At 64.4% G+C, this 22,850-nt stretch carries 23 protein-coding genes and 1 pseudogene; 19 read left to right on the top strand and 5 right to left on the bottom strand.

Annotated elements, in window-relative coordinates; all coding sequences use genetic code 11:
• Positions 1–10 precede the first annotated feature (10 nt).
• Complete coding sequence (locus M653_RS0105900; protein WP_027142489.1) at positions 11–838, bottom strand: ferredoxin--NADP reductase; 828 nt, start codon at positions 836–838, stop codon at positions 11–13.
• A gap of 219 nt (positions 839–1,057) precedes the next feature.
• Here M653_RS0105900 and M653_RS0105895 point away from each other — a divergent pair, with 219 nt between their 5' ends.
• The 6 genes and pseudogenes from M653_RS0105895 to M653_RS0105875 all read left to right on the top strand — a co-directional run bounded on the left by M653_RS0105895 (position 1,058) and on the right by M653_RS0105875 (position 6,206).
• A complete protein-coding gene (locus tag M653_RS0105895; RefSeq protein WP_027142488.1) occupies positions 1,058–3,142 on the top strand; it encodes a hydantoinase/oxoprolinase family protein in 2,085 nt (694 codons plus the stop codon).
• Between the two features lies 1 nt (position 3,143).
• Positions 3,144–4,877 carry a hydantoinase B/oxoprolinase family protein gene (locus M653_RS0105890; protein WP_027142487.1) on the top strand — a complete coding sequence of 578 codons (1,734 nt, stop codon included), beginning with the start codon at positions 3,144–3,146 and terminating at the stop codon, positions 4,875–4,877.
• A 118-nt stretch (positions 4,878–4,995) separates the two neighbouring features.
• A pseudogene (locus tag M653_RS1000000138210) lies at positions 4,996–5,183 on the top strand (transporter substrate-binding domain-containing protein); the annotation flags it as partial.
• Positions 5,184–5,192: 9 nt separating this feature from the next.
• Positions 5,193–5,408: a glycine cleavage T C-terminal barrel domain-containing protein gene (locus M653_RS1000000138205; RefSeq protein WP_348626229.1), complete on the top strand. Its 216-nt coding sequence runs from the start codon at positions 5,193–5,195 to the stop codon at positions 5,406–5,408.
• A 12-nt stretch (positions 5,409–5,420) separates the two neighbouring features.
• Positions 5,421–5,627, top strand: a complete 207-nt coding sequence (locus M653_RS0105880; protein ID WP_027142485.1) for a hypothetical protein — start codon at positions 5,421–5,423, stop codon at positions 5,625–5,627.
• A gap of 3 nt (positions 5,628–5,630) precedes the next feature.
• Positions 5,631–6,206: a Fic family protein gene (locus M653_RS0105875; protein ID WP_027142484.1), complete on the top strand. Its 576-nt coding sequence runs from the start codon at positions 5,631–5,633 to the stop codon at positions 6,204–6,206.
• A 16-nt stretch (positions 6,207–6,222) separates the two neighbouring features.
• On the opposite strand, the gene M653_RS0105870 is transcribed toward M653_RS0105875, so the two are convergent.
• The 4 genes from M653_RS0105870 to M653_RS1000000136585 all read right to left on the bottom strand — a co-directional run bounded on the left by M653_RS0105870 (position 6,223) and on the right by M653_RS1000000136585 (position 9,156).
• Complete coding sequence (locus M653_RS0105870; RefSeq protein ID WP_027142483.1) at positions 6,223–6,879, bottom strand: methionine ABC transporter permease; 657 nt, start codon at positions 6,877–6,879, stop codon at positions 6,223–6,225.
• Complete coding sequence (locus M653_RS0105865) at positions 6,860–7,942, bottom strand: methionine ABC transporter ATP-binding protein (protein ID WP_027142482.1); 1,083 nt, start codon at positions 7,940–7,942, stop codon at positions 6,860–6,862. Before M653_RS0105865 ends, M653_RS0105870 begins: the two co-directional genes overlap by 20 nt.
• Positions 7,943–8,026: 84 nt before the next feature.
• Positions 8,027–8,881, bottom strand: a complete 855-nt coding sequence (locus tag M653_RS0105860; RefSeq protein WP_027142481.1) for a MetQ/NlpA family lipoprotein — start codon at positions 8,879–8,881, stop codon at positions 8,027–8,029.
• Positions 8,882–8,904: 23 nt separating this feature from the next.
• Positions 8,905–9,156 carry a hypothetical protein gene (locus tag M653_RS1000000136585; protein WP_156938153.1) on the bottom strand — a complete coding sequence of 84 codons (252 nt, stop codon included), beginning with the start codon at positions 9,154–9,156 and terminating at the stop codon, positions 8,905–8,907.
• Between the two features lie 163 nt (positions 9,157–9,319).
• On the opposite strand from M653_RS1000000136585, the gene M653_RS0105855 reads away from it, so the two are divergent.
• The 13 genes from M653_RS0105855 to M653_RS0105795 all read left to right on the top strand — a co-directional run bounded on the left by M653_RS0105855 (position 9,320) and on the right by M653_RS0105795 (position 22,848).
• Positions 9,320–9,712, top strand: coding sequence for a hypothetical protein (locus tag M653_RS0105855; RefSeq protein ID WP_245262065.1), 393 nt, complete (start codon positions 9,320–9,322; stop codon positions 9,710–9,712).
• A gap of 197 nt (positions 9,713–9,909) precedes the next feature.
• Positions 9,910–11,004, top strand: coding sequence for a transporter substrate-binding protein (locus tag M653_RS0105850; RefSeq protein WP_027142479.1), 1,095 nt, complete (start codon positions 9,910–9,912; stop codon positions 11,002–11,004).
• Positions 11,001–11,630: an ANTAR domain-containing protein gene (locus M653_RS0105845; protein ID WP_027142478.1), complete on the top strand. Its 630-nt coding sequence runs from the start codon at positions 11,001–11,003 to the stop codon at positions 11,628–11,630. Before M653_RS0105850 ends, M653_RS0105845 begins: the two co-directional genes overlap by 4 nt.
• Positions 11,608–12,513: an ABC transporter permease gene (locus tag M653_RS0105840; RefSeq protein ID WP_027142477.1), complete on the top strand. Its 906-nt coding sequence runs from the start codon at positions 11,608–11,610 to the stop codon at positions 12,511–12,513. The genes M653_RS0105845 and M653_RS0105840 overlap by 23 nt, the downstream gene beginning before the upstream one ends.
• Complete coding sequence (locus M653_RS0105835) at positions 12,510–13,430, top strand: ABC transporter permease (RefSeq protein WP_027142476.1); 921 nt, start codon at positions 12,510–12,512, stop codon at positions 13,428–13,430. Before M653_RS0105840 ends, M653_RS0105835 begins: the two co-directional genes overlap by 4 nt.
• Positions 13,431–13,482: 52 nt before the next feature.
• Complete coding sequence (locus M653_RS0105830; RefSeq protein ID WP_027142475.1) at positions 13,483–15,126, top strand: ABC transporter substrate-binding protein; 1,644 nt, start codon at positions 13,483–13,485, stop codon at positions 15,124–15,126.
• The gene (locus tag M653_RS0105825; protein ID WP_027142474.1) at positions 15,116–16,060 is read left to right on the top strand and encodes an acetamidase/formamidase family protein; all 945 of its coding nucleotides are present in this window, start codon (positions 15,116–15,118) and stop codon (positions 16,058–16,060) included. Before M653_RS0105830 ends, M653_RS0105825 begins: the two co-directional genes overlap by 11 nt.
• A gap of 208 nt (positions 16,061–16,268) precedes the next feature.
• Positions 16,269–18,029, top strand: coding sequence for an ABC transporter ATP-binding protein (locus M653_RS0105820; RefSeq protein WP_027142473.1), 1,761 nt, complete (start codon positions 16,269–16,271; stop codon positions 18,027–18,029).
• 233 nt (positions 18,030–18,262) lie between these two features.
• Entirely contained in the window at positions 18,263–19,465 is a 1,203-nt protein-coding gene (locus tag M653_RS0105815) for an ABC transporter substrate-binding protein (RefSeq protein WP_027142472.1), read from the top strand.
• Between the two features lie 11 nt (positions 19,466–19,476).
• A complete protein-coding gene (locus M653_RS0105810) occupies positions 19,477–20,256 on the top strand; it encodes an ABC transporter ATP-binding protein (protein ID WP_027142471.1) in 780 nt (259 codons plus the stop codon).
• On the top strand, positions 20,249–20,959 hold the full coding sequence (locus M653_RS0105805) for an ABC transporter ATP-binding protein (RefSeq protein ID WP_027142470.1): 711 nt from the start codon (positions 20,249–20,251) through the stop codon (positions 20,957–20,959). Before M653_RS0105810 ends, M653_RS0105805 begins: the two co-directional genes overlap by 8 nt.
• A 7-nt stretch (positions 20,960–20,966) precedes the next feature.
• A complete protein-coding gene (locus tag M653_RS0105800; protein ID WP_027142469.1) occupies positions 20,967–21,854 on the top strand; it encodes a branched-chain amino acid ABC transporter permease in 888 nt (295 codons plus the stop codon).
• 22 nt (positions 21,855–21,876) lie between these two features.
• Entirely contained in the window at positions 21,877–22,848 is a 972-nt protein-coding gene (locus tag M653_RS0105795; RefSeq protein WP_027142468.1) for a branched-chain amino acid ABC transporter permease, read from the top strand.
• The last annotated feature ends 2 nt before the right edge of the window (positions 22,849–22,850 follow it).

Genomic DNA, 22,850 nt, shown 5'->3' with positions numbered 1-22,850 from the left:
CGCGCTGGCCTCAGCCGACGAAGGCGCGTTCGACGACGAAGCTCGCGGGGTGGCTGAGCGAACCTTCCTGGAAACCGAGGCTTTCGGCCAGCTCCTTGACGTCCTTCAGCATGTGCATCGAGCCGCAGATCATGATGCGGTCGGTCTCGGGATCGAGCTTCTCGATGCCGAGATCACTGTAGAATTTGCCGGAGCCGATCAGCGCGGTGATGCGGCCCATGCGTGCCGACTCCTCGCGGGTCGTCGAATTGTACAGCGTGACGCGGCCGGCGGTCAGCTCGCCGATCAGCGGGTCGCTTTCCAGTGCCGCTACCAACTCCTGGCCGTAGATCAGCTCGGCATTGTCGCGGCAGGTGTGGGTCAGGATCAGCTGATCGAATTTCTCGTAGGTGTCGGGGTCGCGCAGCAGGCTGGCAAAGGGCGCGATGCCGGTGCCGGTCGAGATCATGAACAGGCGCTTGGCCGGGGTCAGCGCGTCGACAACCAGCGTGCCGGTCGACTTCTGGCGCATGATGACCGTGTCGCCGACCTGGATCTTCTGCAGTTCCGAGGTCAGCGGGCCGTCCGGCACCTTGATCGAGAAGAATTCCAGCTCTTCGTCCCAGGCCGGGCTGGCGACGGAGTAGGCGCGATATACCGGCTTCTCGGCATTGGGCAGGCCGATCATCACGAACTCGCCCGAGCGGAAGCGCAGCGACTGCGGGCGCGTGATGCGGAACGAGAACAGCCGGTCGGTGTAGTGCTTCACCGAGACGACCGTCTCGGCATAGACATTGGCCGGAATCGGAAACTGCAGCGGGCGGGCTTCAGCGGTATTGAACGCGGGCGTGGTGTTCATCAATTCCAACCTTCTCGCCCAGTTACAGACGCGGGCGCCAAACTTTCCCGTGCGCGCCCGAACCATTCAGGTTCCGGCGTGCCATGCACGCTACCGAAGCGGTAAGCTCTTGTGTCCGGAATTTATTAGTATACAAACGATATTTGCGTCAAGATGCCGCCGTAAAACACCTTTCCAAACTGTGGCATATCCGTAGTCCCAGCATTTCGGGTTTCGACAATGAAAGAGAATTTTTCGGTGCAGCCGCCGGATTCCCTGGGCAGCGTCGTCGCCGGCATCGACGTCGGCGGAACCTTCACCGACCTGCTCCTGATCGACAGCAAGGACGGTGGCAAGGTGTATCTGGCCAAGACCCCGACCACGGTCGACAACCAGGCCTTTGGCGTGGTTTCGGCGCTCGGCGCCACCGGCTTTCCGATCGACGGCATCGACCTCATCGTGCATGGCACGACCACCACCACCAATGCGGTGCTGGAGCGCCGGTTGGCCAAGACCGGCATGATCACCACGCGCGGTTTTCGCGACGTGATCGAGCTTGGCCGGCGCACGCGGCCGCAACCCTATGGCATGACGGGCACGTTCGTTCCGGTCATCCCGCGCAATCTGCGCCTGGAGGTGTCCGAACGCGTCGAGGCATCAGGCGCCGTCCGCACGCCGCTTGATGAGGCCGAGATGCGCGAGGCGGCAAAGGCGCTGATCGCGGCCGGCTGCGAATCCCTCGTCATCCATTTTCTGCATTCCTACGCCAACCCGTCGCATGAGCGCCGCGCCGCCGAGATCGCCGCCGAATTCTGGCCGAACGGCTACATCACCACCGGCCATGCGCTGCTGTCGGAAGCGCGCGAATTCGAGCGCGGGGTGACGGCATCGGTCAACGCCTCGGTGCAGCCGATCCTGGAGCGCTATGTCGAGCGTCTGCGCACGGAATTGGCCGACAAGGGCTATGCCCGCGATTTTCTCATCATGAATGGCAATGGCGGCATGATCTCGGCGCGCTTCGTCACACGTGAATCGGCCAAGACGGTCATGTCGGGCCCCGCCTCCGGCGTCATCGCCGCCGCCTATACGGGCAAGCGCGCCGGCTTCGAAAACCTCGTCACCTACGACATGGGCGGCACCTCGACCGACGTGGCGCTGATCCGTAACGCCGAACCGGCTGTCTCGAACGAGATCGAGATCGAATATGCCATGCCCATCCATGTGCCGATGGTGGCGGTGCATACGGTGGGCGCCGGCGGCGGGTCGATCGCCCGCGTCGACGCGGCCGGCCTGATCCAGATCGGCCCGGAAAGTGCGGGCGCCAATCCCGGGCCGATCTGCTACGGGCGCGGCGGCACCGAGCCGACGATCACCGACGCCAATCTGGTGCTCGGCCGGTTGGCGCCGAAGAAGCTGCTCGCGGTCGACAATCCGGTCACATCAGAGCGCGTCACCGGCATCTTCGAGGACAGAATCGGCAAGGCAACGGGCCTGTCGGGTGTCGAGGCGGCGGGCGCGGTGCTCAGGCTCGGCAACATGAAGATGGCCGGCGCCATCCGCATGGTCTCGGTATCGCGCGGCCATGATCCCCGCGATTTCGCGCTGTTCGCCTTCGGCGGCGCCGGGCCGCTGCATGCCACCGCGCTCGCGCGTGAACTCGGCCTGCCCAAAGTGCTGGTGCCGGCGCGTCCCGGCATCACCAATGCGCTCGGCTGCGTCGTCGCCGATCTGCGCCATGACTTCGTCAACACCATCAACCAACCCGTGGCCGTGCTTGATGAAAGCCGGCTCCACCAAGTATTGGAACGGCACCGTAACGAAGGCGAGGAGCTGATCGCCAAGGAAGCGGTAAAGCCGGAAACGATCCGCGTCACGCACTCCGCCGACATGCAGTTCGTCGGCCAGACCCACATCATCAACGTGCCGTTGCCGTCCTCGTCGGTGACCCGGCACGAGTTGCAGTCCCTGTTCGAAAAAGCCTATTTCGCTCGCTTCAAGGTAGAGCTGCCGGAAATCCGGGCCAATCTCGTCAACCTCAACACCTCGGTCACCGGCGTGCGTCCGGCGATCGACTTGTCACGCCTGATCGATCCGGCCGGGCGGGCAAGGACGCTCGACGAGGCGCGGCGCGAGATCAGGCCGGTCTGGTATGGCGGCCGCTGGCATGACACGCCGGTGTATATCAGGGAAAAGCTGCCGCTCGACGCGGTCATCGAAGGCCCGGCGATCGTCGAACAGATGGACGCGACGACCGTGCTCGAACCCGGCGACCGCGCGCGATCGGACGCCGACGGGAACATCATCATCGACATTGGCGAGGCCTGAAATGAAGCTCGACGCCATTACCCTTTCGGTTCTCCAGGCTGCCTTGCAGCAGGTCTGCGACGAGATGGACCTGACCTTTTCCCGCGCCGCCTTCTCGCCCGTGATCGCCGAGGCCAATGACCGCTCGGATGGCATCTATTCGGCCGTCGATGGCTCGCTGATCGCACAAGGCAGCCAGGGCCTGCCCGTGTTTGTCGGCGTCATGCAATATTCGACCAGGACGGTGATCGAGATGATCGCCGATGGCCGCTGCCTGCCGCCTGAGCCGGGCGACATCTATATCGTCAACGACCCCTATCTCGGCGGCACGCATCTGATGGATGTGCGCTTCGTCATGCCGGTCTATCGGGGTGAAAAGATCTTCTGCTGGTTGTCGAACACAGGCCATTGGCCCGACATTGGCGGTTCGGTGCCGGGCGGTTTTTCAGCCTCGGCCACTGCGGTCGAGCAGGAGGGCCTGCGGCTGCCGCCGGTAAAGCTGTTCAAGAAGGGCGTGCTCGATCCCGAAATCTACGCCATCATCTGCTCCAACATCCGGGTTGCCGACCAGCGCATCGGCGACATCAGGGCCCAGGCCGCCGCGCTGCTGATCGGCGAGGATCGGCTCAACGGAATCCTGGATCGTTACGGAGACGAAACCGTTGTCGAAGCGATCGCCGAATTGCGCCGCCGTGCCGCCGAGCAGATGCGCGCCAACATAGCGGCCATTCCCGACGGCACCTACCGCTCCGTGGCCTTTGTCGATTCCGACGGGGTGGTCAACGAACCGCTGACCATCGCGCTCGCCGTCGAGAAGAAGGGCGACACGCTGACTTTCGATTTTTCAGGGTCGTCAAAGCCCTGTGCGGGGCCGATGAACAGCGTGCTGGCGACGACCCTGTCCTCGGTCTATCTCGCCATGCGCCACATCTTCCCCGATGTGCCGATCAGCGCCGGCGCTTTCGAACCCCTGATCGTCAAGCGGCCGGAAGGCACCTTCCTCGACGCGAAGTATCCGCGCCCCGTATCGGGCTGTGCGGCCGAAGTGTCGCAGCGCATTGCCGAGGCGGTGTTCGCGGCCATGGTGCAGGCACTGCCCGACAAGGTGACGGCCGCACCTGCCGGCTCCAGCGGTAATTTCGCGCTCGGCGGCAACGATCCCGCGCGCGGCCGCGATTACGTCATGTACCAGATCTCCGGCGGCGGCTATGGCGGCAATTCAGGCCATGACGGCCTCACCAATGGCTGCTCGACCATCGGCATCTCCAAGTCGCCGCCGGTCGAGATCATGGAGCAGGCCTTTCCGGTGCTTTACCGGCACTATGCCTTGCGCGAAGGCTCGGGCGGCGCCGGCAAGCATCGCGGCGGTTTTGGCCTCGCCTACGAGGTCGAGATCCTGCGCGGCGAGGCGCGTGCCTCCTTCGTCATGGACCATGGCCGCTTCGGCCCGCAGGGCGCCCTTGGCGGTGGGGATGGCGAGCCCAACAGCGTGATCGTCTTCCGCAATGGCGAGCAACACGTACCGCCGCACCTCTCCAAGGAGCAGGACATCCCGCTGAAGGCCGGCGACCGCGTGCGCGTCGGCACGCCGGGCGGTGGCGGCTATGGCGATCCGCGTGAGCGCGATGCCGATCAGGTGCTGCGCGATGTGGCCCTGGGGTACTATACCCCACGGCAAGCCTGGGAAAAATTCGGCGTCGTGCTGTCGGCAGGAGCCGTTGATCGCGAAGCAACGGAAAAGCAACGCGCCGGCTAAAACTGTCGGTCATTGTGCGGTTCCTCACCGCGCCGTGATCGCCGCAGCACATGTCGTTTCCGTCCCCGACGACGATCGGAAAGACCGTACACTTCCCGGGTCAACGGAGATCTGGACCATGCGTCTTTGCGGTCGTTTCGTGCTTGCCGCTTCCGTATGCCTTACGCTTGCCACCGGTGCTGCTTCCGCCCAGGAGAAAAGCTGAGGCTCGGCACCGAGGGTGCCTATCCGCCCTTCAATTACGCCAATGCCGACGGCACGCTCGGCGGCTTCGACATCGATCTCGGCAAGGCGCTGTGCGCCGAGGACGCCGGCGTGGTCACCTACAGCGACTATGGCTATTCCCTTGGCAAGGTGCTGGCGACAGCGCATTTGCGGTTGCCGTTCACCTCGGTCGGAACCGGACTCAGCATCGACATCGACGGCAAGCCAACACGCGCGGTGGTGGCGCCGATGCCATTCTTCGACCCCGGAAGGGATAAGATTGAAGGGCTAGCCGGAATCGTTTTGGTTTCCCTTTGGCGTCCATGATATGGTTTGCGGATGAAATCTCCTAATTCAAGAATCGGCCGTTCAGCCAAGACTGGTCATTTCGTCCTGACGAGCGCGCGTGGCGAGAAAATCAGCGCTGTCGAAGGCATGAAGCTGTCGCCCCGCATGGCCAAGGTACTCAACCATAGCGTTCGGCAAGGACTGTCCGGTGACGAGCGCCGCTCCCTCATCAAGGAAGAAATCCGTAAAAAGAAATAGACGTTGGTCTACGCTGCCGAGTTCGATCCACTCTGCTACCCCGGCACGACGGTGCTCATCAATCTGCTGGACATCCGTGACCAGGCCGAACTCGATGAGGTTGAACTCGCTCTATTCCTGACCCGTGCCGATGAGCCCTTGCCGGCGGGTGAGCTCGACTATCGTCATTATCTCCGCCTTCATCAGCACCTGTTTCAGGACATTTATGCATGGGCCGGCCAAGCGCGCACTATTCGCATCGGCAAAGGTGGTAGTTGGTTCTGTTATCCTGAACACATCGCCAGTGAGATGGCGCGGGTATTCGGCGAGCTAGGTGATACCGATCTATTGGCTGATCTTGATGCCACTGGCTTTGCGAGGCACATGGCGCACATCATCGCCGAGATCAATGCGGTGCATCCGTTTCGTGAGGGCAACGGCCGTACCCAACTCACCTTCCTCGCAATGCTGGCCGAGCACGCAGGCTTGACGTTTAACGCCGACATTCTTGAGCGAGATCGCGTCATCCAGGCCATGATAGACAGCTTCGGCGGTTCCGAAACGCCACTGCAGGCACTCATCGAAGACATCGTCGCATAACTCGTTGGCTCAGTCGTCAACCTCTCCGATCCAGTCTCGCCACCAGCCGGTCACCCACCCACTGGATGCCGCAGACCAGGATGATCAGCACGATCACCACGGCGACCATCACCGACGTCTCGAACCGCTGATAGCCGTAGCGGATGGCGAGGTCGCCCAGCCCGCCGGCGCCGATGGCGCCCGCCATTGCCGAGGCGCCGATGAGTGTGACCAGCGTCACCGTGAAGCCGGCAACGATGCCGGGCAGCGCTTCCGGCACCAGCACCTCGCGGATGATCGTCCAGCGGTTGCCGCCCATGGCGCGCGCCGCCTCGATCAGGCCGTGGTCGACCTCGCGCAGCGACACCTCGGCGATGCGCGCATAGTAGGGCGTGGCGGCGATCGACAGCGGCACGATCGCCGCCCATGTGCCGATCGACGTGCCGACGATCAGCCGTGTCATCGGGATCAGCGCCACCAGAAGGATGATGAACGGCACCGAGCGGAAGCCGTTGATGACGGCGCCGAGCACGCGGTTCACCCACGGGCTTTCGGCAATGCCGCCGCGTTCGGTGGCAATCAAGGCCAGCCCGAGCGGCAGGCCGAAGACAAGGGAGATCAGGCCGGAGGCGGCCGTCATCAGCACCGTCTCCCAGATCGATCGCAACAGAAGCTCAAACAGGATCGGCGACATGGCCAAGCACCTCCACCCGCGCCTGGCGGGACTTCAGGAATGTGATCACTTCTGCGAGGTGGCTTTCGTGATTGCCGGGAATGGAGAGGAACAGCGTTCCGACCGGCTGCTGCTGGATATGGTCGATGCCGCCATGGATGAGGCGAAAAGCACCGGGCGCGTCGGCCGCGAGGTCGGACAGCAGCGGCCCCCGCGCCGCTTCGCCCGCCACGTCGACGCGCAAGATCGTTTCGGTGCCGCCCGCCGGCAGCAGCCGCGCCGCCAGCTCCGGCGGAAGCTGCGGGCGGATGGCGCCGAGCAGGCTGCGGGTGATCTCGGAACGTGGATCGGCGTACACCGACCAGACTGGCCCTTCCTCGACGATGCGCCCGGCGTCGATCACCGCCACGCGGTCGGCGATCGAGCGGATCACCTCCATCTCATGGGTGATCAGCAGGATGGTCAGGCCGAGCCGCCGGTTGATGTCCTTCAGCAAGGCAAGGATGGAGCGCGTCGTCTCCGGGTCGAGCGCCGAGGTCGCCTCGTCCGACAGAAGCAGCGCTGGCCGCGCGGCAAGCGCCCTGGCAATGCCGACACGCTGCTTCTGGCCACCGGACAGCGACGCCGGATAGGCTTTCGCCTTCTCCGACAGGCCGACGAGATCGAGCAGCTCTGCCGCTCGCTTCAGCCGCTCCGCCTTCGGCCGGCCCTCGATCTTGAGCGGCAGCGCCACATTGTCCTCGACCGTCTTGGCCGACAGCAGGTTGAAATGCTGGAAGATCATGCCGATGCGCCGCCGCAGCGGCTGCAGGTCGCGCTCGCCAAGCCGGCTGATTTCGCGGCCCTCAATGAAGACCTCGCCGGAATCGGGACGCTCCAGCCCGTTCAGGCAGCGGATCAGCGTCGACTTGCCGGCGCCGCTGCGGCCGATAATGCCGAGGATCTCCCCCTTGCGCACCGTCAAGGAAATGCCGTCGAGCGCCGCCGTCGCGCCGAAACGGCGCTTCAGGTCGACAAGCCGCACCACGTCCTGTGTAGCGGCCTGATCCCCGGGCTCTGTGGTTGCGGTAAAATGCTGGTTCATGGGCGGATCCTGAAAATACGATCGCGGCCCGCGCATTGCGCGGACCGCTGTCCCGGTCAAAGGCACATCAGTGCCCGGATGGTTTTAATAGGCGCTGAGGCCTGTGCCTTTGTAGACCTTGTCGAACTCGGCCTTGACCGCGTCGTTCTGGTAGGACGCCACCAGGGTCTTCACCCAGGCTTCGTTTTCATTGCCGGCCTTCACCGCGATGAAGTTGCGGTAGGGATTGTCTGCGATAGGCTCCTGGGCGATGCGGTTTTCCGGCGTCAGGCCGCTTTTCAGCGCCCAGTCGGTGTTGACCACGGCGGCGTCGAGGTCCTCGACCGAACGGCCGACGATGCCGGCGTCGAGTTCCTTGATCTCGACCTTCTTGGGATTTTCGGCGATGTCGGCGATGGTGGCGAGAATGCCGGTGCCGTCCTTCAACTTGATCACGCCCTCATTCTGCAGCACGCGCAGCGCCCGGCCTTCGTTGGACGGGTCGTTCGGCAGGCCGATCACCGCGCCCTCCGGCAGGTCCGCGACCTTTTTGTACTTCTTTGAGTAGAGGCCGATTGGCCACACGCCGGTATAGCCGACGCGCACGATGTGATAGCCCTGGGTTTTGATCTGGTTGTCGAGATAAGGCTGGTGCTGGAAGGCGTTGGCGTCGATCTCGCCGCGCTCCAGCGCCTCGTTGGGCTGGGTGTAGTCGTTGAACACCACGGTCTCGATGCTCAGGCCCTTCCCGGCGGCTTTGGCGACCACGACGCGCCAGACATCCTCGTCCTCGCCGCTGATGATGCCGACCTTGATTGCCTTCTTGTCCTCTGCGAACGACGCATGCGGCGCCATCAGGCTGCCGATCGCGACAGCCGAGGCGAAAAGCAGAGCCAGGCCGCTGCGGCGGTTCAGGGTTGACCTTGGGGAAAAAGACGAAGTGTTGGTGAGGTCGGACATGATTGATCTCTGCGGTTGTGAAGTCATGGCAGCAAGGCGGATTGCCCAAGCTTGGTCACATCGTCAGAAATTCTATCGATTTTATCAAAGAACATGTTTCGCCGTTCTCGGCAAAGCCGGGAATATTCTCTCAAAAATTCCGGGGAAGGGAGCACGAGACGCGCTTCGAGGACATCGCCCGGAAATGATGGACGTCCTTCGTCCGGCGGGTTCATCCATGGCGAGCGGAAGTCAAAAGCTCCGCGGCTTGCCCAGCCACCTTTTCGTGAAGGCATGCGGGTTGATCCGGCGGTCTGCTTGCCTAGGTAGAGAGGGCGGCCGGGCGCCACGCGATCTCAACTAATCGGTATGACATTTCCCTGTATTCGAAAGCTTGCCCTTTCTGGCCTCATCGTCGTCGTCCAGTCTTCCTGCGTCGTTCCCGACGACACGTCGCGCATGACCAAGGTCGATCCCACCGCGGCGGCGGCTCGCAAGGAGATGGTCGGCCTCAGCGAAGCCGACGTTCGAATGTGCGCGGGGTTTCCGACCGCCACCGCGGATGTCGGTCAGTCCGGGCAGATCTGGACCTACAAGCGCGTCGTCCAGCGCGGCAATCTCAGCGTCGTCGTTCCTGCCCTGGCCGTGGGGGCCATCCCCACGGTCGGCGGTTCCGTCAATGTCGCTCCCGGCGGCTACTGCGACACGCAGGTTCGCATGGTCGGCGGCCGCGTCGCCGAAGTTGCCTACGCCGGCGACAACAACCTGCCGAACAAGCGCGACGCGCTTTGTGTCAGCACCGTGGATGCTTGCGTGGCCTATGCCCGCCAACACAGGCCGGCGGCCAAATAGCGGCAGCGGATTTCGTGGGAACCAGCAATGGCCGGACACTCGGTGTTTGACGCGGATGGCGTTGAGGGCTTGACTGAGCCGCCGGACCGAATACGCTAAGGCAAATACCGGCTCTGATCGCCGGGCGGCAAACATGCCTCGTATGCCTCGCCTTTCCCGGCGCTGGCTGCGGGGCATTGTCATTTCTGGGGTTCTGTTTGAAACGGCGCATCGAGATCGGCATCCTCTATTCCCGCTCCGGGAGCTACCAGCTCGTTTCCGATGCGTGCCGCATCGGCGCCATGCGCGCCATCGCCGACATCAATGCCGACAGGAGCTCGGGCATCGAGTTGGTGCCGGTTGAGCGCGATCCGCAAAGCAATGCCGATCGCTACGCGACGCTGTGCGAGGACATTTTCAGGACCAGCGGCGCGCGCCACGTCGTCGGCTGCGTCACCTCCTGGAGCCGCAAGGAGACGATTCCGGTGCTGGAGAAGGCCGGCGGCATGCTCTGGTACGCCTGCCCCTATGAAGGCTTCGAGGCCAACGAGCATGTCGTCTACATGCATGCCTGCCCCAACCAGCATCTGGTGCCGCTGCTGGCCCATGTCGTGCCGCGCTTCGGCGCCAACGGTTTTCTGCTCGGCTCGAACTACATCTGGGGCTGGGAGATGAACCGCGTGGCGCGCGACCTGATCGCCGACGCCGGCGGCAAGGTTTTGGGCGAGCGCTATCTGCGCATCGGCGAGACCGACGTGTCGCGGCTGATCGCCGAAATCCGGGCGACGCGGCCGAATTTCATCCTCAACAATCTGATCGGCACCTCGTCCTATGCCTTCCTGGCGGCCTATCGCGATCTGGCGGGCGAGGATGCGGCTTTCAGTCCTGACTCTTGCCCGGTGATCTCCTGCAACCTCACCGAGGGTGAACTGCCGGCGATCGGCGAAACGGGCAAGGGCCATCTCTCGGTCGGACCTTATTTCGCGCCAAGGCCGGCCGCCTTCGCCTCCTCCTTCGAAGCCTCCGCCTATGCCTCGGTGCAAGTGATGGCCGACGTGCTGTTGCGCGACCCCGACGCCGGTCCGGCGGAATTTTCAAAAGCCTTCGCCGAACGGCGCTTCTCCACCCGGCTCGGCCCGATCGCCATCGACGCGCACTCCCAGCACGCCACGCTGCCTGTCATCATCGGCCGGATCGCGGATGGCTACTTCGAAGTCGTCAGCCGCGACGACGAGGTCGCGCCGGACCCCTATCTGTCGCGCTACGACCCCGCAAAAACATTCGGCCGGCCGCGCTTGCGGGTGGTGTCGTGACCCGGACCCCGCGCATCCCCAATCTTGGCGGCGCCAGGGCCTTTGTCCTGCATCGTCCGCACCCGACGGTGCAGGCGATCACCAGGCAATTGTCAGCCATCGGGCTTGTCACCGTGGACTGCTGGCCGGAACTGGCGCCGGAAGCGCTGGCCGCCGACTTCGTCTTCTTCGACGCCGATCTCGGTTTCGACGAGCAATTCCCCTGGAAGTCGGGCGAAGCGCCGATGCCGCTGGTGGCGTTGATCGGTTCGGAGGCGCCGGGCCGCATAGAATGGGCGCTGTCGCACAAGGCCGACGCCCAGCTCCTGAAGCCGGTCGGCAATGCCGGGGTCTACAGCGCGCTGCTCATCGCGCGCCAGGGTTTCGAGGCGAGAAAACATTTAGCCGGCGAGATCGCCGCGCTGCGCCAGCGCGTCGCCGAACGCCAGACCATCGTGCGGGCTGTCTCGGCTTTGTCGAAAGGCAGCGACGACGACCGCGCCTATGCGCAGCTGCGCTCGCTGGCGATGAGCTGGCAGATCAGCGTCGAGGACGCCGCACGACGTATCGTGGCGATGACCGAAGACGTAACGGGAGAGGCCAAGACCGGAGAAGAGAGCGGCGATGACCAGTCCCATCGCGCCTGATCTCACGGCCGGGCGCATGCCGGCCAAGCCGCGCGCCGGCATCTGGCGCCGGCTGGCCAAGCGCCGCCTTGCGCTGCTCGGCCTGGTCATCGTCGCCGTCGTCGTCGCGGGCGCGATCCTGGCGCCGTGGCTGACCGGCTATGATCCCAACGAACAGATGTTCGACGGCCTGACCATCGAGGGCTCGCCTTTGCCGCCGAGCGCAAAATTCTGGCTGGGCACCGACCTGCTCGGGCGTGATCTGTTGACCCGCATCCTCTATGGCGCGCGCACCTCGCTGATCATAGGCATCGTCGCCAATGGCGTGGCGCTGTTCATCGGCACGCTTGTCGGCGTCACCGCGGGCTATTTCCGCGGCTGGATGGGCAGCGCGCTGATGCGCTTCACCGATCTGATGATGGCCTTTCCCGCGCTTCTGCTCGCCATCTGCCTGGCGGCGGTATTCCAGCCCAGCCTGTGGATCGTTGCCATGGTCATCGCCTTGGTGAACTGGGTGCAGACCGCCCGCGTCATCTACACCGAGACGTCTTCGCTCGCCGAACGCGAGTTCATCGATGCCGAGCGCACCATCGGGGCGAGCGCGCCGCGCATTTTGTTTCGCCACATACTGCCGCATCTCCTGCCGACCATCATCGTCTGGGGCACGCTCGGCATCTCGACCACCGTTCTGCTCGAAGCCACGCTCTCCTTCCTCGGCATCGGCGTGCAGCCGCCGACGGCGTCCTGGGGCAACATCATCTTCGAGAACCAGACCTACTTTCAGGCCGCGCCCTGGCTGGTGTTCTTCCCCGGCGCCGCGATCCTGGCGCTGGCGCTGGCCTTCAACCTGATCGGCGATGCGCTGCGCGACATCCTCGACCCGACGCAAAGGGGCCGGGCATGATCGCCTATCTCGGCCGCCGCCTGATCCAGTCGCTGCTGATCCTGCTCGGCGTCTCGCTGATCACTTTCGCGCTGCTCTATCTCCTGCCCGCCGATCCGGTGCGCCAGATCGCCGGCCGCAGCGCCACGCCGCAGACGGTCGAGAACATCCGCCAGCAGCTCGGCCTCGACCAGCCCTTCATCGTCCAGTACTGGCATTACCTGACCAAGCTCGTCAGCGGCGATCTCGGCCGCTCCTATATCCAGCGCTCCGAGGTGACCGAGCTCATCGTCTCGCGGCTGCCGGCGAGCCTGCTTCTGATGCTCGGCGCCATTTTGTGCGAACTGCTGATCGGCCTCTCCATGGGCCTGATCGCCGCCGTCAAGCGCGGCACCGCCACCGACCAGACCTTGATGGTCGCCTCTTTCGTCGGCGTCTCGGCGCCGCAATTCGTCGTCGGTCTGCTGCTGCTCTATGTCTTTGCCGTGCGGCTCAGCTGGTTCCCGATCGGCGGCTACGGCACCTGGCGCCACCTCGTACTGCCCTCGCTGACCATGGGCATCCTCGGCGCCGGCTGGTACGCGCGCATGATGCGCTCGTCGATGATCGACGTGCTGCGCCAGGATTATGTGCGCACCGCGCGTGCGAAAGGCATCGCGCGCGGCGCCATCATCTTCCGCCATGCTCTGCCCAACGCCATTCTGCCGGTCATCGCCATGATCGGCATCGACATCGGCATTTTCATGGGCGGCATCGTCGTCGTCGAAAGCGTGTTCGGCTGGCCAGGCATCGGCCAGCTCGCGTGGCAAGCCATCCAGCGCGTCGACATCCCGATCATAATGGGCGTCACCCTGGTCTCGGCCTTCGCCATCGTGCTCGGCAACCTCTTGGCCGACATCATCGCGCCCTTCATCGACCCCCGTATCAAACTGAGATGAGCATCAGGCTCGGATGAAACCAAGAACACAAACAGAGAAAGGGAACATAACAATGAAAAAGTTTCTCGCATCAACCGTGGCCGCATCGGCGCTGGCGCTGATGCTTGGCATGACGAGCGCCCGGGCCGAGGACACGATCGATCCCAACGCCAAGCAGGGCGGCGCCATCACCATTACCTACAAGGACGACGTCGCGACCCTCGATCCGGCGATCGGCTATGACTGGCAGAACTGGTCGATGATCAAGAGCCTGTTCGACGGGCTGATGGACTACGAGCCCGGCACCACCAACCTCAAGCCCGACCTCGCCGAGAGCTACGAGATTTCGCCCGACGGCAAGACCTTCACCTTCAAGCTGCGCCATGGTGTGAAGTTCCACAATGGCCGCGAGATGACTGCCGACGACGTCAAATATTCGCTCGACCGCGTCACCAATCCGAAGACGCAGAGCCCCGGCGCCGGCTTCTTCGGCTCGATCAAGGGCTATGAGGATGTCGCCGCCGGCAAGGCCGAAAGCTTAGCCGGTATCACCGTCGTCGACCCCTACACGGTGAAGTTCGAACTGACCCGCCCGGACGCCACTTTCCTGCATGTCATGGCCATCAACTTCTCGCATGTCGTGCCGAAGGAGGAGGTCGAGAAATACGGCGCCGATTTCGGCAAGCACCCGGTCGGCACCGGCGCCTTCAAGCTGGCCGAGTGGACGCTCGGCCAGCGCATCGTCTTCGAGCGCAACTCGGACTACTGGCACAAGGGCCTGCCGCATCTGGACAAGATCACCTTCGAGATCGGCCAGGAGCCGATCGTGGCGCTGCTGCGCCTGCAGAAGGGCGAGATCGACGTGCCCGGCGACGGCATTCCGCCGGCAAAATTCCAGGAGGTGATGGCCGATCCCGAGCAGAAGGCGCGCGTCGTCGAAGGCGGCCAGCTGCACACCGGCTACGTCACCATGAACACCACCATGGCACCGTTCGACAATGTCAAGGTGCGCCAGGCCGTCAACATGGCGCTCAACAAGGCGCGCATCATTCAGATCATCAACGGTCGCGCCGTGCCGGCCAACCAGCCGCTGCCGCCGTCGATGCCGGGCTACGACAAGGAGTACAAGGGCTATCCCTATGACGTCGCGAAGGCCAAGGCGCTGCTGGCCGAGGCCGGCCATCCCGATGGCTTCGAGACGCAATTGTTCGCCATGAACACCGACCCCAACCCGCGCATCGCCCAGGCGATCCAGCAGGACCTGGCGGCGATAGGCATCAAGGCCAGCATCCAGTCGCTGGCGCAGGCCAACGTCATTGCCGCCGGCGGCGACAAGGCCGGCGCGCCGATGATCTGGTCGGGCGGCATGGCCTGGATCGCCGACTTTCCCGATCCGTCCAACTTCTACGGCCCGATCCTTGGCTGCGCCGGCGCGGTTCCCGGCGGCTGGAACTGGTCGTGGTATTGCAACAAGGATCTCGATGCCAAGGCGGCCGAGGCCGACTCGGTGGTCGACCCGGCCAAGGCCCCCGAGCGCGACAAGATGTGGAGCGCCATCTACGACAAGGTGATGGAGGACGCGCCCTGGGCGCCGGTCTTCAACGAGCAGCGCTTCACCATGAAATCGGCCCGCATGGGCGGCGCCGACAATCTCTATGTCGACCCGGTCCATATCCCGATCAACTACGACAATGTGTACGTAAAAGATGTGCAATAACTGCGACTACACCCTCCACGGGCGCCATCACCATTTCGGCTGGGACAATTCGTTTGTCCCGGCTGAGCGTGTGGCGCCCGGCTCGACCATCGAGTTCCAGTGCCTGGATGCCGGCGGTGGCCAGCTGAAGCCGGATAGCACCGCCGCCGACATTGCCAAGCTCGACTTTGGCCAGATCAATCCGGTCACCGGGCCGGTCTTCGTCGAGGGTGCCGAGCCGGGCGACGCGCTGAAGGTGACGATCGAGATGTTCAAACCGTCCGGCTTCGGCTGGACGGCGAACATTCCGGGTTTCGGCCTGCTCGCCGACGACTTCAAGGAGCCGGCGCTGAACGTCTGGAAATACGACGCCGTCTCGCTCGAACCGGCATTGTTCGGCAAAAACGCCCGCGTGCCGCTGAAACCATTCGCCGGCACGATCGGCAATGCGCTGGCCGAGATGGGACACCACTCGGTGGTGCCGCCGCGTCGCGTCGGCGGCAATCTCGACATCCGCGATCTCGCCGCCGGCACCACGCTCTATCTGCCGGTGGAGGTGGCGGGCGCGCTGTTCTCGGTCGGCGACACCCACGCCGCGCAAGGCGACGGCGAGGTTTGCGGCACGGCGATCGAAAGCCCGATGGACGTGGTGCTCAAGCTCGATTTGGTGAAAGATGCCCGGCTGAAGACGCCGCGCTTCACCACGCCGGGGCCGGTGACCAGGCATCTCGATGCCAAGGGTTATGAGGTGACGACGGGGATCGGTCCGGACCTGATGACTGGCGCGAAGGAAGCGGTCGCGCAGATGGTCGATTTGATAGCGGGCCGCTATCAAATCGACCCGGTCGAAGCCTACATGCTGGCCTCGGTCTGCGGCGATCTCAGGATCAGCGAGATCGTCGACATGCCGAACTGGGTGGTGTCGTTCTATTTCCCCCGTTGCGTGTTTGAATGAGGTTGCGTCAGCGCCGCACCCCCCTCTGCCCTGCCGGGCATCTCCCCCTCAAGGGGGGAGATCGGATGTCACCTCGGTCTTCGCCAACCATCATCGTCATCAAGAGGGCGAGTCGGCGAAGCTGCCAATCTCCCCCCTTGAGGGGGAGATGTCCGGCAGGACAGAGGGGGGCGTGCCGCAACAAACTTCTCAGAATCCTGTCCTCGCAATGACCCCAGACCGCATCCTCACCATAACCAACCTTTCCGTCTCCGTGCGCGGCGAGGAGGGCTCCCGCGAGGTCGTCTCCAACCTCTCCCTGACGCTCTCCCGCGGCGAGACGCTGTGCATCGCCGGCGAGTCCGGCTCCGGCAAATCCATGACCGCGCTGGCCATCATGCAGCTCCTGCCTCAGCCCGCCGCGCGCATCTCCGCCGGCACGGTCCATTTGGGCGAGACCGAGCTGACCGCTCTCGACGAACGCCGGATGCGGCGCATTCGCGGCGACCGCATCGCCATGATCTTCCAGGAACCGATGACCTCGCTCAACCCGGTGCTGTCGATCGGCCGCCAGCTCACCGAATCCATCGAGGCGCATACCAGCCTGTCGCCCAGCCAGGCCCGCCAGCGCGCCATCGAGGCGCTGAAGGCGGTGCGCATTTCGGAAGCCGAAAGCCGGCTAAGGCAATTTCCGCATGAACTGTCGGGCGGCATGCGCCAGCGCGTGATGATCGCCATGGCGCTGGCGCTGGAACCGGACGTGCTGATCGCCGACGAGCCGACCACGGCGCTCGATGTTACCGTGCAGGGCGAGGTGCTGGAACTGCTGCGCGACCTGCAGCAAAAGCATGGCACCAGCGTCATCCTGATCACGCACGACATGGGCGTGGTCGCCGAAATGGCCGACCGCGTCATCATCATGCGGCATGGGCGCATGGTCGAGGAAGGCAAGACGTCGGACATTTTCGCCCGCCCGCAAGCCGACTACACGCGCGAGCTGCTGGCCGCCGTGCCGCGCATCGGCAGTGGCGCCGGCCGCCAGCAATCGAAGGAGATTGCCGAAGCCGCAATGCCGGCCAATGTCGCGGAGGTGAACGACCTCCACGTCCGCTTCGACCTGCGCGGCGGCATTCTCGGCCGGGTCACCCGCCGCGTGCATGCCGTCGAGGGCGTCAGCTTCTCGATCGCGCCCAACGAGACGCTGGCGCTGGTCGGCGAATCCGGTTGCGGCAAGTCGACCACCGCCAAGGCGCTGGCCGGGCTGGTGCCGTATAGCGGCGACATCGTTGTCGGCGGCCGCAATTTGTCCGGTCTCGGCCGCGACGAGCGCAAGGCCGTGCGTCGCGACGTGCAGATGATCTTCCAGGATCCTTTCGCCTCGCTCGACCCGCGCATGCGCGTCGGCGACCTTGTCGCCGAACCGCTGGTCATCCATGGCATCGCCTCGAAGGAAGAGCGTCGCGAGCGGGCAGCGGCCCTGTTCGACCGCGTCGGCCTGTCATCGGACCAGATGGAGCTCTATCCGCACGAATTCTCCGGCGGCCAGCGCCAGCGCGTCTGCATCGCCCGGGCATTGGCGCTCAGGCCAAAACTGATCATCGCCGATGAAAGCGTCTCGGCCCTCGATGTCTCGGTGCAGGCGCGCGTGCTTGACCTGTTGAAGGAATTGCAGCGCGAATTCGGCGTCGCCTATCTCTTCATTTCGCACGACATGGCCGTGGTCGAGAACATCTCCGACCGTGTCGCCGTCATGTATCTCGGCCAGATCGTCGAGATGGGCACGCGCGACCAGGTTTTTTCGAACCCGCGCCACCCCTACACGAAGCGCCTGATCGAAGCTGTGCCGGTGCCCGATCCCGCGCAGCGCAGAAGCCGTTTTGCCCGCCTCGATCAGGAGATCCCCAGCGCCACCCGCCGGATCGGCGAGGCACCGCTGAAACTGGCGCTGAGCGATGTCGGCAACGGCCATCTCGTCGCCACCGAGGGCTGAAGCTGCCCGGGATGTGGTTCAAACAAGCCCGGCGTGCTCCCGATCGAGCTTCACATGTTCGTGTCCCGTCCTGAGCTTTCCCGCTGGCGTCACGCTATCGGGTCGGCCTTGCCGTCATGAAATCCGCGGCCGCCCCTTGCCCTTCCGCCTGATTTTCCTAATGTTCCTTGGTGCTTGCGGATGACGACCGTAGGGGGCGGCCGGATTCATCCACACTGGGAGGAAGTAGACTCATGAAGCTATGCTATGTCGTTTCCGCCGCGCTCCTTGCGGCCACCACCGCCTCGGCCGCCGAGATTTCCGATGGCAAGGTCAAGATCGGCATCCTCAACGACCAATCCGGCGTCTATGCCGATTTCGGCGGCAAATGGTCGGTCGAGGCGGCCAAGATGGCGGTCGAGGATTTCGGCGGCAAGGTCCAGGGCGCGCCGGTCGAGATCATCAGCGCCGACCACCAGAACAAGCCCGATATCGCCTCCAACATCGCGCGGCAGTGGTATGACACCGAACAGGTCGATGCCATCATGGAGCTGACGACCTCTTCGGTCGCGCTCGCCGTGCAGGGGATTTCCAAGGAAAAGAAGAAGATCGACATCGTCACCGGTGCGGCGACCACCGACCTCACCGGCAAGCAGTGCTCGCCCTACGGCTTCCACTGGGCCTATGACACCCATTCGCAGGCTGTGGGCACCGGCGGCTCCCTCGTGCAGCAGGGCGGCGACAGCTGGTTCTTCGTCACCGTCGACTATGCCTTCGGCTATTCGCTGAAGGAGCAGACCGCCAAATTCGTCGAGAGCCATGGCGGCAAGGTGCTGGGCGAGGTGCGTTATCCCCTCGGCGCGACCGACTATTCGTCCTTCCTGCTGCAGGCGCAATCGTCGGGCGCCAAGGTCATCGGGCTCGCCAATGCCGGCCTCGACACCTCCAATTCCATCAAGCAGGCAGCCGAGTTCGGCATCGTGCAGGGCGGCCAGCGCCTGGCCGCGCTGCTGTTCACGCTGGCCGAAGTGCATGGGCTCGGCCTGCAGGCAGCGCAAGGCGTCGTGCTGACCGAGGGCTATTACTGGGACCGCGACGACAAGAGCCGCGAATTCGGGCAGCGCTTCTTCAAGCGCACCAACCGCATGCCGAACATGATCCAGGCCGCGACCTATTCGGCGGTGACGCAGTATTTGAAGGCGATCGACAAGGCCGGCACCGACGAGACCGAAGCGGTCGCCAAGCAACTCCATTCGCTGCCGGTGGACGACGCCGTCATCACCGGCGGCAAGGTCCAGGCCGACGGCAACATGGTCCACGACATGTATCTCTACCAGGTCAAGGCGCCCAGCGAGAGCACCAAGGATTGGGACTATTACAAATACCTCGCCACCATTCCCGGCAAGGAAGCCTTCCTCAGCGAGAAGGACAGCGGCTGTCCGACGGCCGCCCAGTGACCGGCGCGGCCATGGTGCCGCCTGACCTGAACGCGGAAGAGCCGCGGGTCGTGCTTTCCGCCCGCGGCCTGCGGCGTGACTTTGCCGGCTTTGTCGCGGTCAAGAATGTCGACCTCGATGTCCGCCATGGCAACATCCATGCCTTGATCGGACCCAACGGCGCCGGCAAGACCACCGTTTTCAACCTGCTGACCAAATTCCTGGCGCCGACCAGCGGCAGGATCGAGCTGCTTGGGCACGACATCACCCGCACGTCGCCGGCCAGGGTGGCGCGGATGGGGCTGGTGCGCTCGTTCCAGATATCGGCGATCTTTCCGCACCTCAGCGTGCTCGACAATGTGCGCGTCGCGCTGCAGCGGCCGGCGGGGCTCGGCGTCCAGTTCTGGCGCTCGCTGGCGGCGCTCGACCGGTTGACGCCGCGCGCCCTGGAGCTCCTGCGTTCCGTCGGCCTCGACGATGCCACGAACAGGCTGGCAGGCGATCTTTCCTATGGCAGGAAGCGCGTGCTCGAGATCGCCACGACGCTGGCGCTGGATCCGAAAGTGCTGCTGCTGGACGAGCCGATGGCCGGGATGGGCCATGAGGACGTGGCCACGGTTTCCGCCCTCATCCGGTCGGTGGCGAGCGACCGCGCGGTATTGATGGTCGAGCACAATCTGACGGTTGTCGCCGATCTCTGCGACTGGATAACGGTGATGCAGCGCGGCGAGGTGCTCGCGGCCGGCGATTACGCCACCGTCAGCCGCGACGAACGCGTCAAGGTGGCCTATATGGGCACCGCCGATGACTAGCGCTTCGCCCCTGCTCGCGGTCCGCGGTCTCAACGCCTGGTATGGCGAGGGCCATGCGTTGCACGGCGTCGACCTCGAAGTGTTTGCCGGCGAAACCGTGACCTTGCTCGGCCGCAACGGCGTCGGCAAGACGACGACATTGCGCGCCATCATGGGATTGATCCGCCGGCGAACCGGGAAGGTCGTTTTCGACGGCGCCGACCTGATGCGGCTGCCGCTGCACCGCACCGCGCACCAGGGCATCGGCTTCGTGCCGGAGGAACGCGGCATCTTCTCGACGCTGACCGTCGACGAGAACCTGGTGCTGCCGCCTGTCGTTGCCCCGGGCGGCATGAGCGTCGAGGAAATCTTCGATCTCTTCCCCAATCTGAAGGAGCGGCGCAACAGCCCGGGCACGCGGCTGTCGGGCGGCGAACAGCAGATGCTGGGGATCGCGCGCATGCTGCGGACCGGCGTCAAGATGCTGCTCCTGGACGAACCGACCGAGGGTCTCGCGCCGGTCATCGTCCAGCGCATCGGCGAGCTGCTGGCGACGTTGAAGCAGCGGGGTATGACCATCCTGCTGGTCGAGCAGAATTTCCGCTTCGCCAGCCGTGTCGCCGACCGTTTCTACCTGATGGAGCACGGCAAGGTCGTGGCCGGTTTCCCCACCGGCGAACTGGCGGACCGCATGGCGCTGCTCCACGAAATTCTGGGTGTATGATGACGCCATGACGATGATCTTCGGCATCCCCGTCCAGGCATTGCTTGGCCAATTGCTGGTCGGCCTGATCAATGGCTCCTTCTACGCCATGCTGAGCCTCGGCCTGGCCGTGATTTTCGGCCTGCTGCGCGTCATCAATTTCGCCCATGGCGCGCAATATATGCTGGGCGCCTTCGTCGGCTATCTCCTGTTCACCCATCTCGGCATCGGCTATTGGCCGGCGCTGATCCTGGCGCCGCTGATCGTCGGCCTGTTCGGCGTCGTGGTCGAGCGCCTGGCGCTGTCGCGGCTCTACGACACCGATCCGCTCTACGGCCTGCTCTTCACCTTCGGCCTCGCGCTCGTGCTCGAAGGCATCTTCCGCTACTATTACGGCGTGTCGGGAAACCCCTACGCCGTGCCGCCGCTGCTGGCCGGGGGCACCAATCTCGGTTTCATGTTCCTGCCCATTTATCGCGGCTGGGTCGTGGTCGCCTCGCTGGTCGTCTGCTTCGGAACCTGGGCGCTGATCGAGAAGACCAGGCTCGGTTCCTATCTGCGCGCGGCAACCGAGAATCCCCGTCTTGTCCAGGCCTTCGGCGTCAACGTGCCGTTGCTTTTGACCCTCACCTACGGCCTTGGCTCCGCGCTCGCCGGGCTCGCCGGCATCCTGGCAGCACCCATCTATCAGGTCAGCCCGCTGATGGGATCGGATCTCATCATCGTCGTCTTCGCGGTGGTCGTGGTCGGCGGCATGGGATCGATCCTCGGCGCCATCGTCACCGGCTACATGCTTGGCCTCGCCGAAGGCCTGACCAAGGTTTTTTACCCCGAGGCCTCCAACCTGGTGGTCTTCGTCATCATGGCGATCGTGCTTTTGGTCCGGCCGGCCGGCCTGTTCGGAAGGGACGCCTGACATGGCGGAAGAAACATCCGACATGGCCGAGCTGACACTTCGCGAGGCATCGGCCAATCCCTCGCCAAGGCTCGAATGGGTGCTGGTCGGGCTCGGCATACTGGCGCTGCTGGCAGCCCCGTTCTTCGTCTACCCGATCTTCCTGATGAAGATGCTGTGTTTCGCGCTGTTTGCCTGCGCCTTCAATCTCCTGCTCGGCTACACCGGCCTCTTGTCCTTCGGCCACGCCACCTTCTTCGGCGGCGCCGCCTACTTCACCGCGCATGCCGTCAAGGTCTGGGGCTGGCCGCCGGAAGCCGGCATTCTGCTCGGCATGGCGGGCGCCGCACTGCTCGGCCTCGTCATGGGCTTCTTCGCCATTCGCCGGCAAGGCATCTATTTCGCCATGATCACGCTGGCGCTGTCGCAGATGTTCTTCTTCTTCTGCGTGCAGGCGCCGTTCACGCAAGGCGAGGACGGCATCCAGGGCGTGCCGCGCGGCGTCCTGTTCGGCGTCCTCGACCTCAACGCCCCGATGAACATCTATTATTTCGTGCTTGCCGTGGTCCTGGCCGGCGTCTTCGCCATCTGGCGCATCGTCAATTCGCCCTTCGGCATGATCCTGCGCTCGATCCGCGAAAACGAGAACCGCGCCATTTCGCTCGGCTATTCCGTAGCCAGCTACAAACTCGGCGCCTTCGTCATGTCGGCGGCGCTGGCCGGGCTCGCCGGCTCGCTCAAGGCGATCGTCTTCCAGTTCGCCACGCTCACCGACGTCACCTGGCAGATGTCGGGCGAGGTGATCCTGATGACGCTTCTCGGCGGCATCGGCACCATGGTCGGACCGATCATCGGCGCCAGCCTCGTCGTCGGTCTGGAAAACACCCTCGCCACCTCAGGTTTTCCGGTGACCATCGCCACCGGCCTGATCTTCATGGTCTGCGTGCTGGTGTTTCGGCGCGGCATTGTCGGGGAGGTTTACGCGCGGGTGCTGGGGCGGGCGGGGAAGGGGTGATC

Source organism: Mesorhizobium sp. WSM3626, assembly GCF_000513935.1.
Lineage (GTDB): Bacteria > Pseudomonadota > Alphaproteobacteria > Rhizobiales > Rhizobiaceae > Mesorhizobium > Mesorhizobium salmacidum.
The sequence above is the reverse complement of the archived record's forward strand: the minus strand, read 5'-3'. Positions and strand labels throughout refer to the sequence as shown.

Bases quoted from the DNA above. Each gene is read 5' to 3' on its own strand.
- M653_RS0105900 (WP_027142489.1), bottom strand. From the start codon at position 838: ATGAACACCACGCCCGCGTTCAATACCGCTGAAGCCCGCCCGCTGCAG.
- M653_RS0105895 (WP_027142488.1), top strand. From the start codon at position 1,058: ATGAAAGAGAATTTTTCGGTGCAGCCGCCGGATTCCCTGGGCAGCGTC.
- M653_RS0105890 (WP_027142487.1), top strand. From the start codon at position 3,144: ATGAAGCTCGACGCCATTACCCTTTCGGTTCTCCAGGCTGCCTTGCAG.
- M653_RS0105880 (WP_027142485.1), top strand. From the start codon at position 5,421: ATGAAATCTCCTAATTCAAGAATCGGCCGTTCAGCCAAGACTGGTCAT.
- M653_RS0105870 (WP_027142483.1), bottom strand. From the start codon at position 6,879: ATGTCGCCGATCCTGTTTGAGCTTCTGTTGCGATCGATCTGGGAGACG.
- M653_RS0105865 (WP_027142482.1), bottom strand. From the start codon at position 7,942: ATGAACCAGCATTTTACCGCAACCACAGAGCCCGGGGATCAGGCCGCT.
- M653_RS0105860 (WP_027142481.1), bottom strand. From the start codon at position 8,881: ATGTCCGACCTCACCAACACTTCGTCTTTTTCCCCAAGGTCAACCCTG.
- M653_RS1000000136585 (WP_156938153.1), bottom strand. From the start codon at position 9,156: ATGCCTTCACGAAAAGGTGGCTGGGCAAGCCGCGGAGCTTTTGACTTC.
- M653_RS0105855 (WP_245262065.1), top strand. From the start codon at position 9,320: ATGACCAAGGTCGATCCCACCGCGGCGGCGGCTCGCAAGGAGATGGTC.
- M653_RS0105840 (WP_027142477.1), top strand. From the start codon at position 11,608: ATGACCAGTCCCATCGCGCCTGATCTCACGGCCGGGCGCATGCCGGCC.
- M653_RS0105835 (WP_027142476.1), top strand. From the start codon at position 12,510: ATGATCGCCTATCTCGGCCGCCGCCTGATCCAGTCGCTGCTGATCCTG.
- M653_RS0105830 (WP_027142475.1), top strand. From the start codon at position 13,483: ATGAAAAAGTTTCTCGCATCAACCGTGGCCGCATCGGCGCTGGCGCTG.
- M653_RS0105825 (WP_027142474.1), top strand. From the start codon at position 15,116: ATGTGCAATAACTGCGACTACACCCTCCACGGGCGCCATCACCATTTC.
- M653_RS0105820 (WP_027142473.1), top strand. From the start codon at position 16,269: ATGACCCCAGACCGCATCCTCACCATAACCAACCTTTCCGTCTCCGTG.
- M653_RS0105815 (WP_027142472.1), top strand. From the start codon at position 18,263: ATGAAGCTATGCTATGTCGTTTCCGCCGCGCTCCTTGCGGCCACCACC.
- M653_RS0105810 (WP_027142471.1), top strand. From the start codon at position 19,477: ATGGTGCCGCCTGACCTGAACGCGGAAGAGCCGCGGGTCGTGCTTTCC.
- M653_RS0105805 (WP_027142470.1), top strand. From the start codon at position 20,249: ATGACTAGCGCTTCGCCCCTGCTCGCGGTCCGCGGTCTCAACGCCTGG.
- M653_RS0105800 (WP_027142469.1), top strand. From the start codon at position 20,967: ATGACGATGATCTTCGGCATCCCCGTCCAGGCATTGCTTGGCCAATTG.
- M653_RS0105795 (WP_027142468.1), top strand. From the start codon at position 21,877: ATGGCCGAGCTGACACTTCGCGAGGCATCGGCCAATCCCTCGCCAAGG.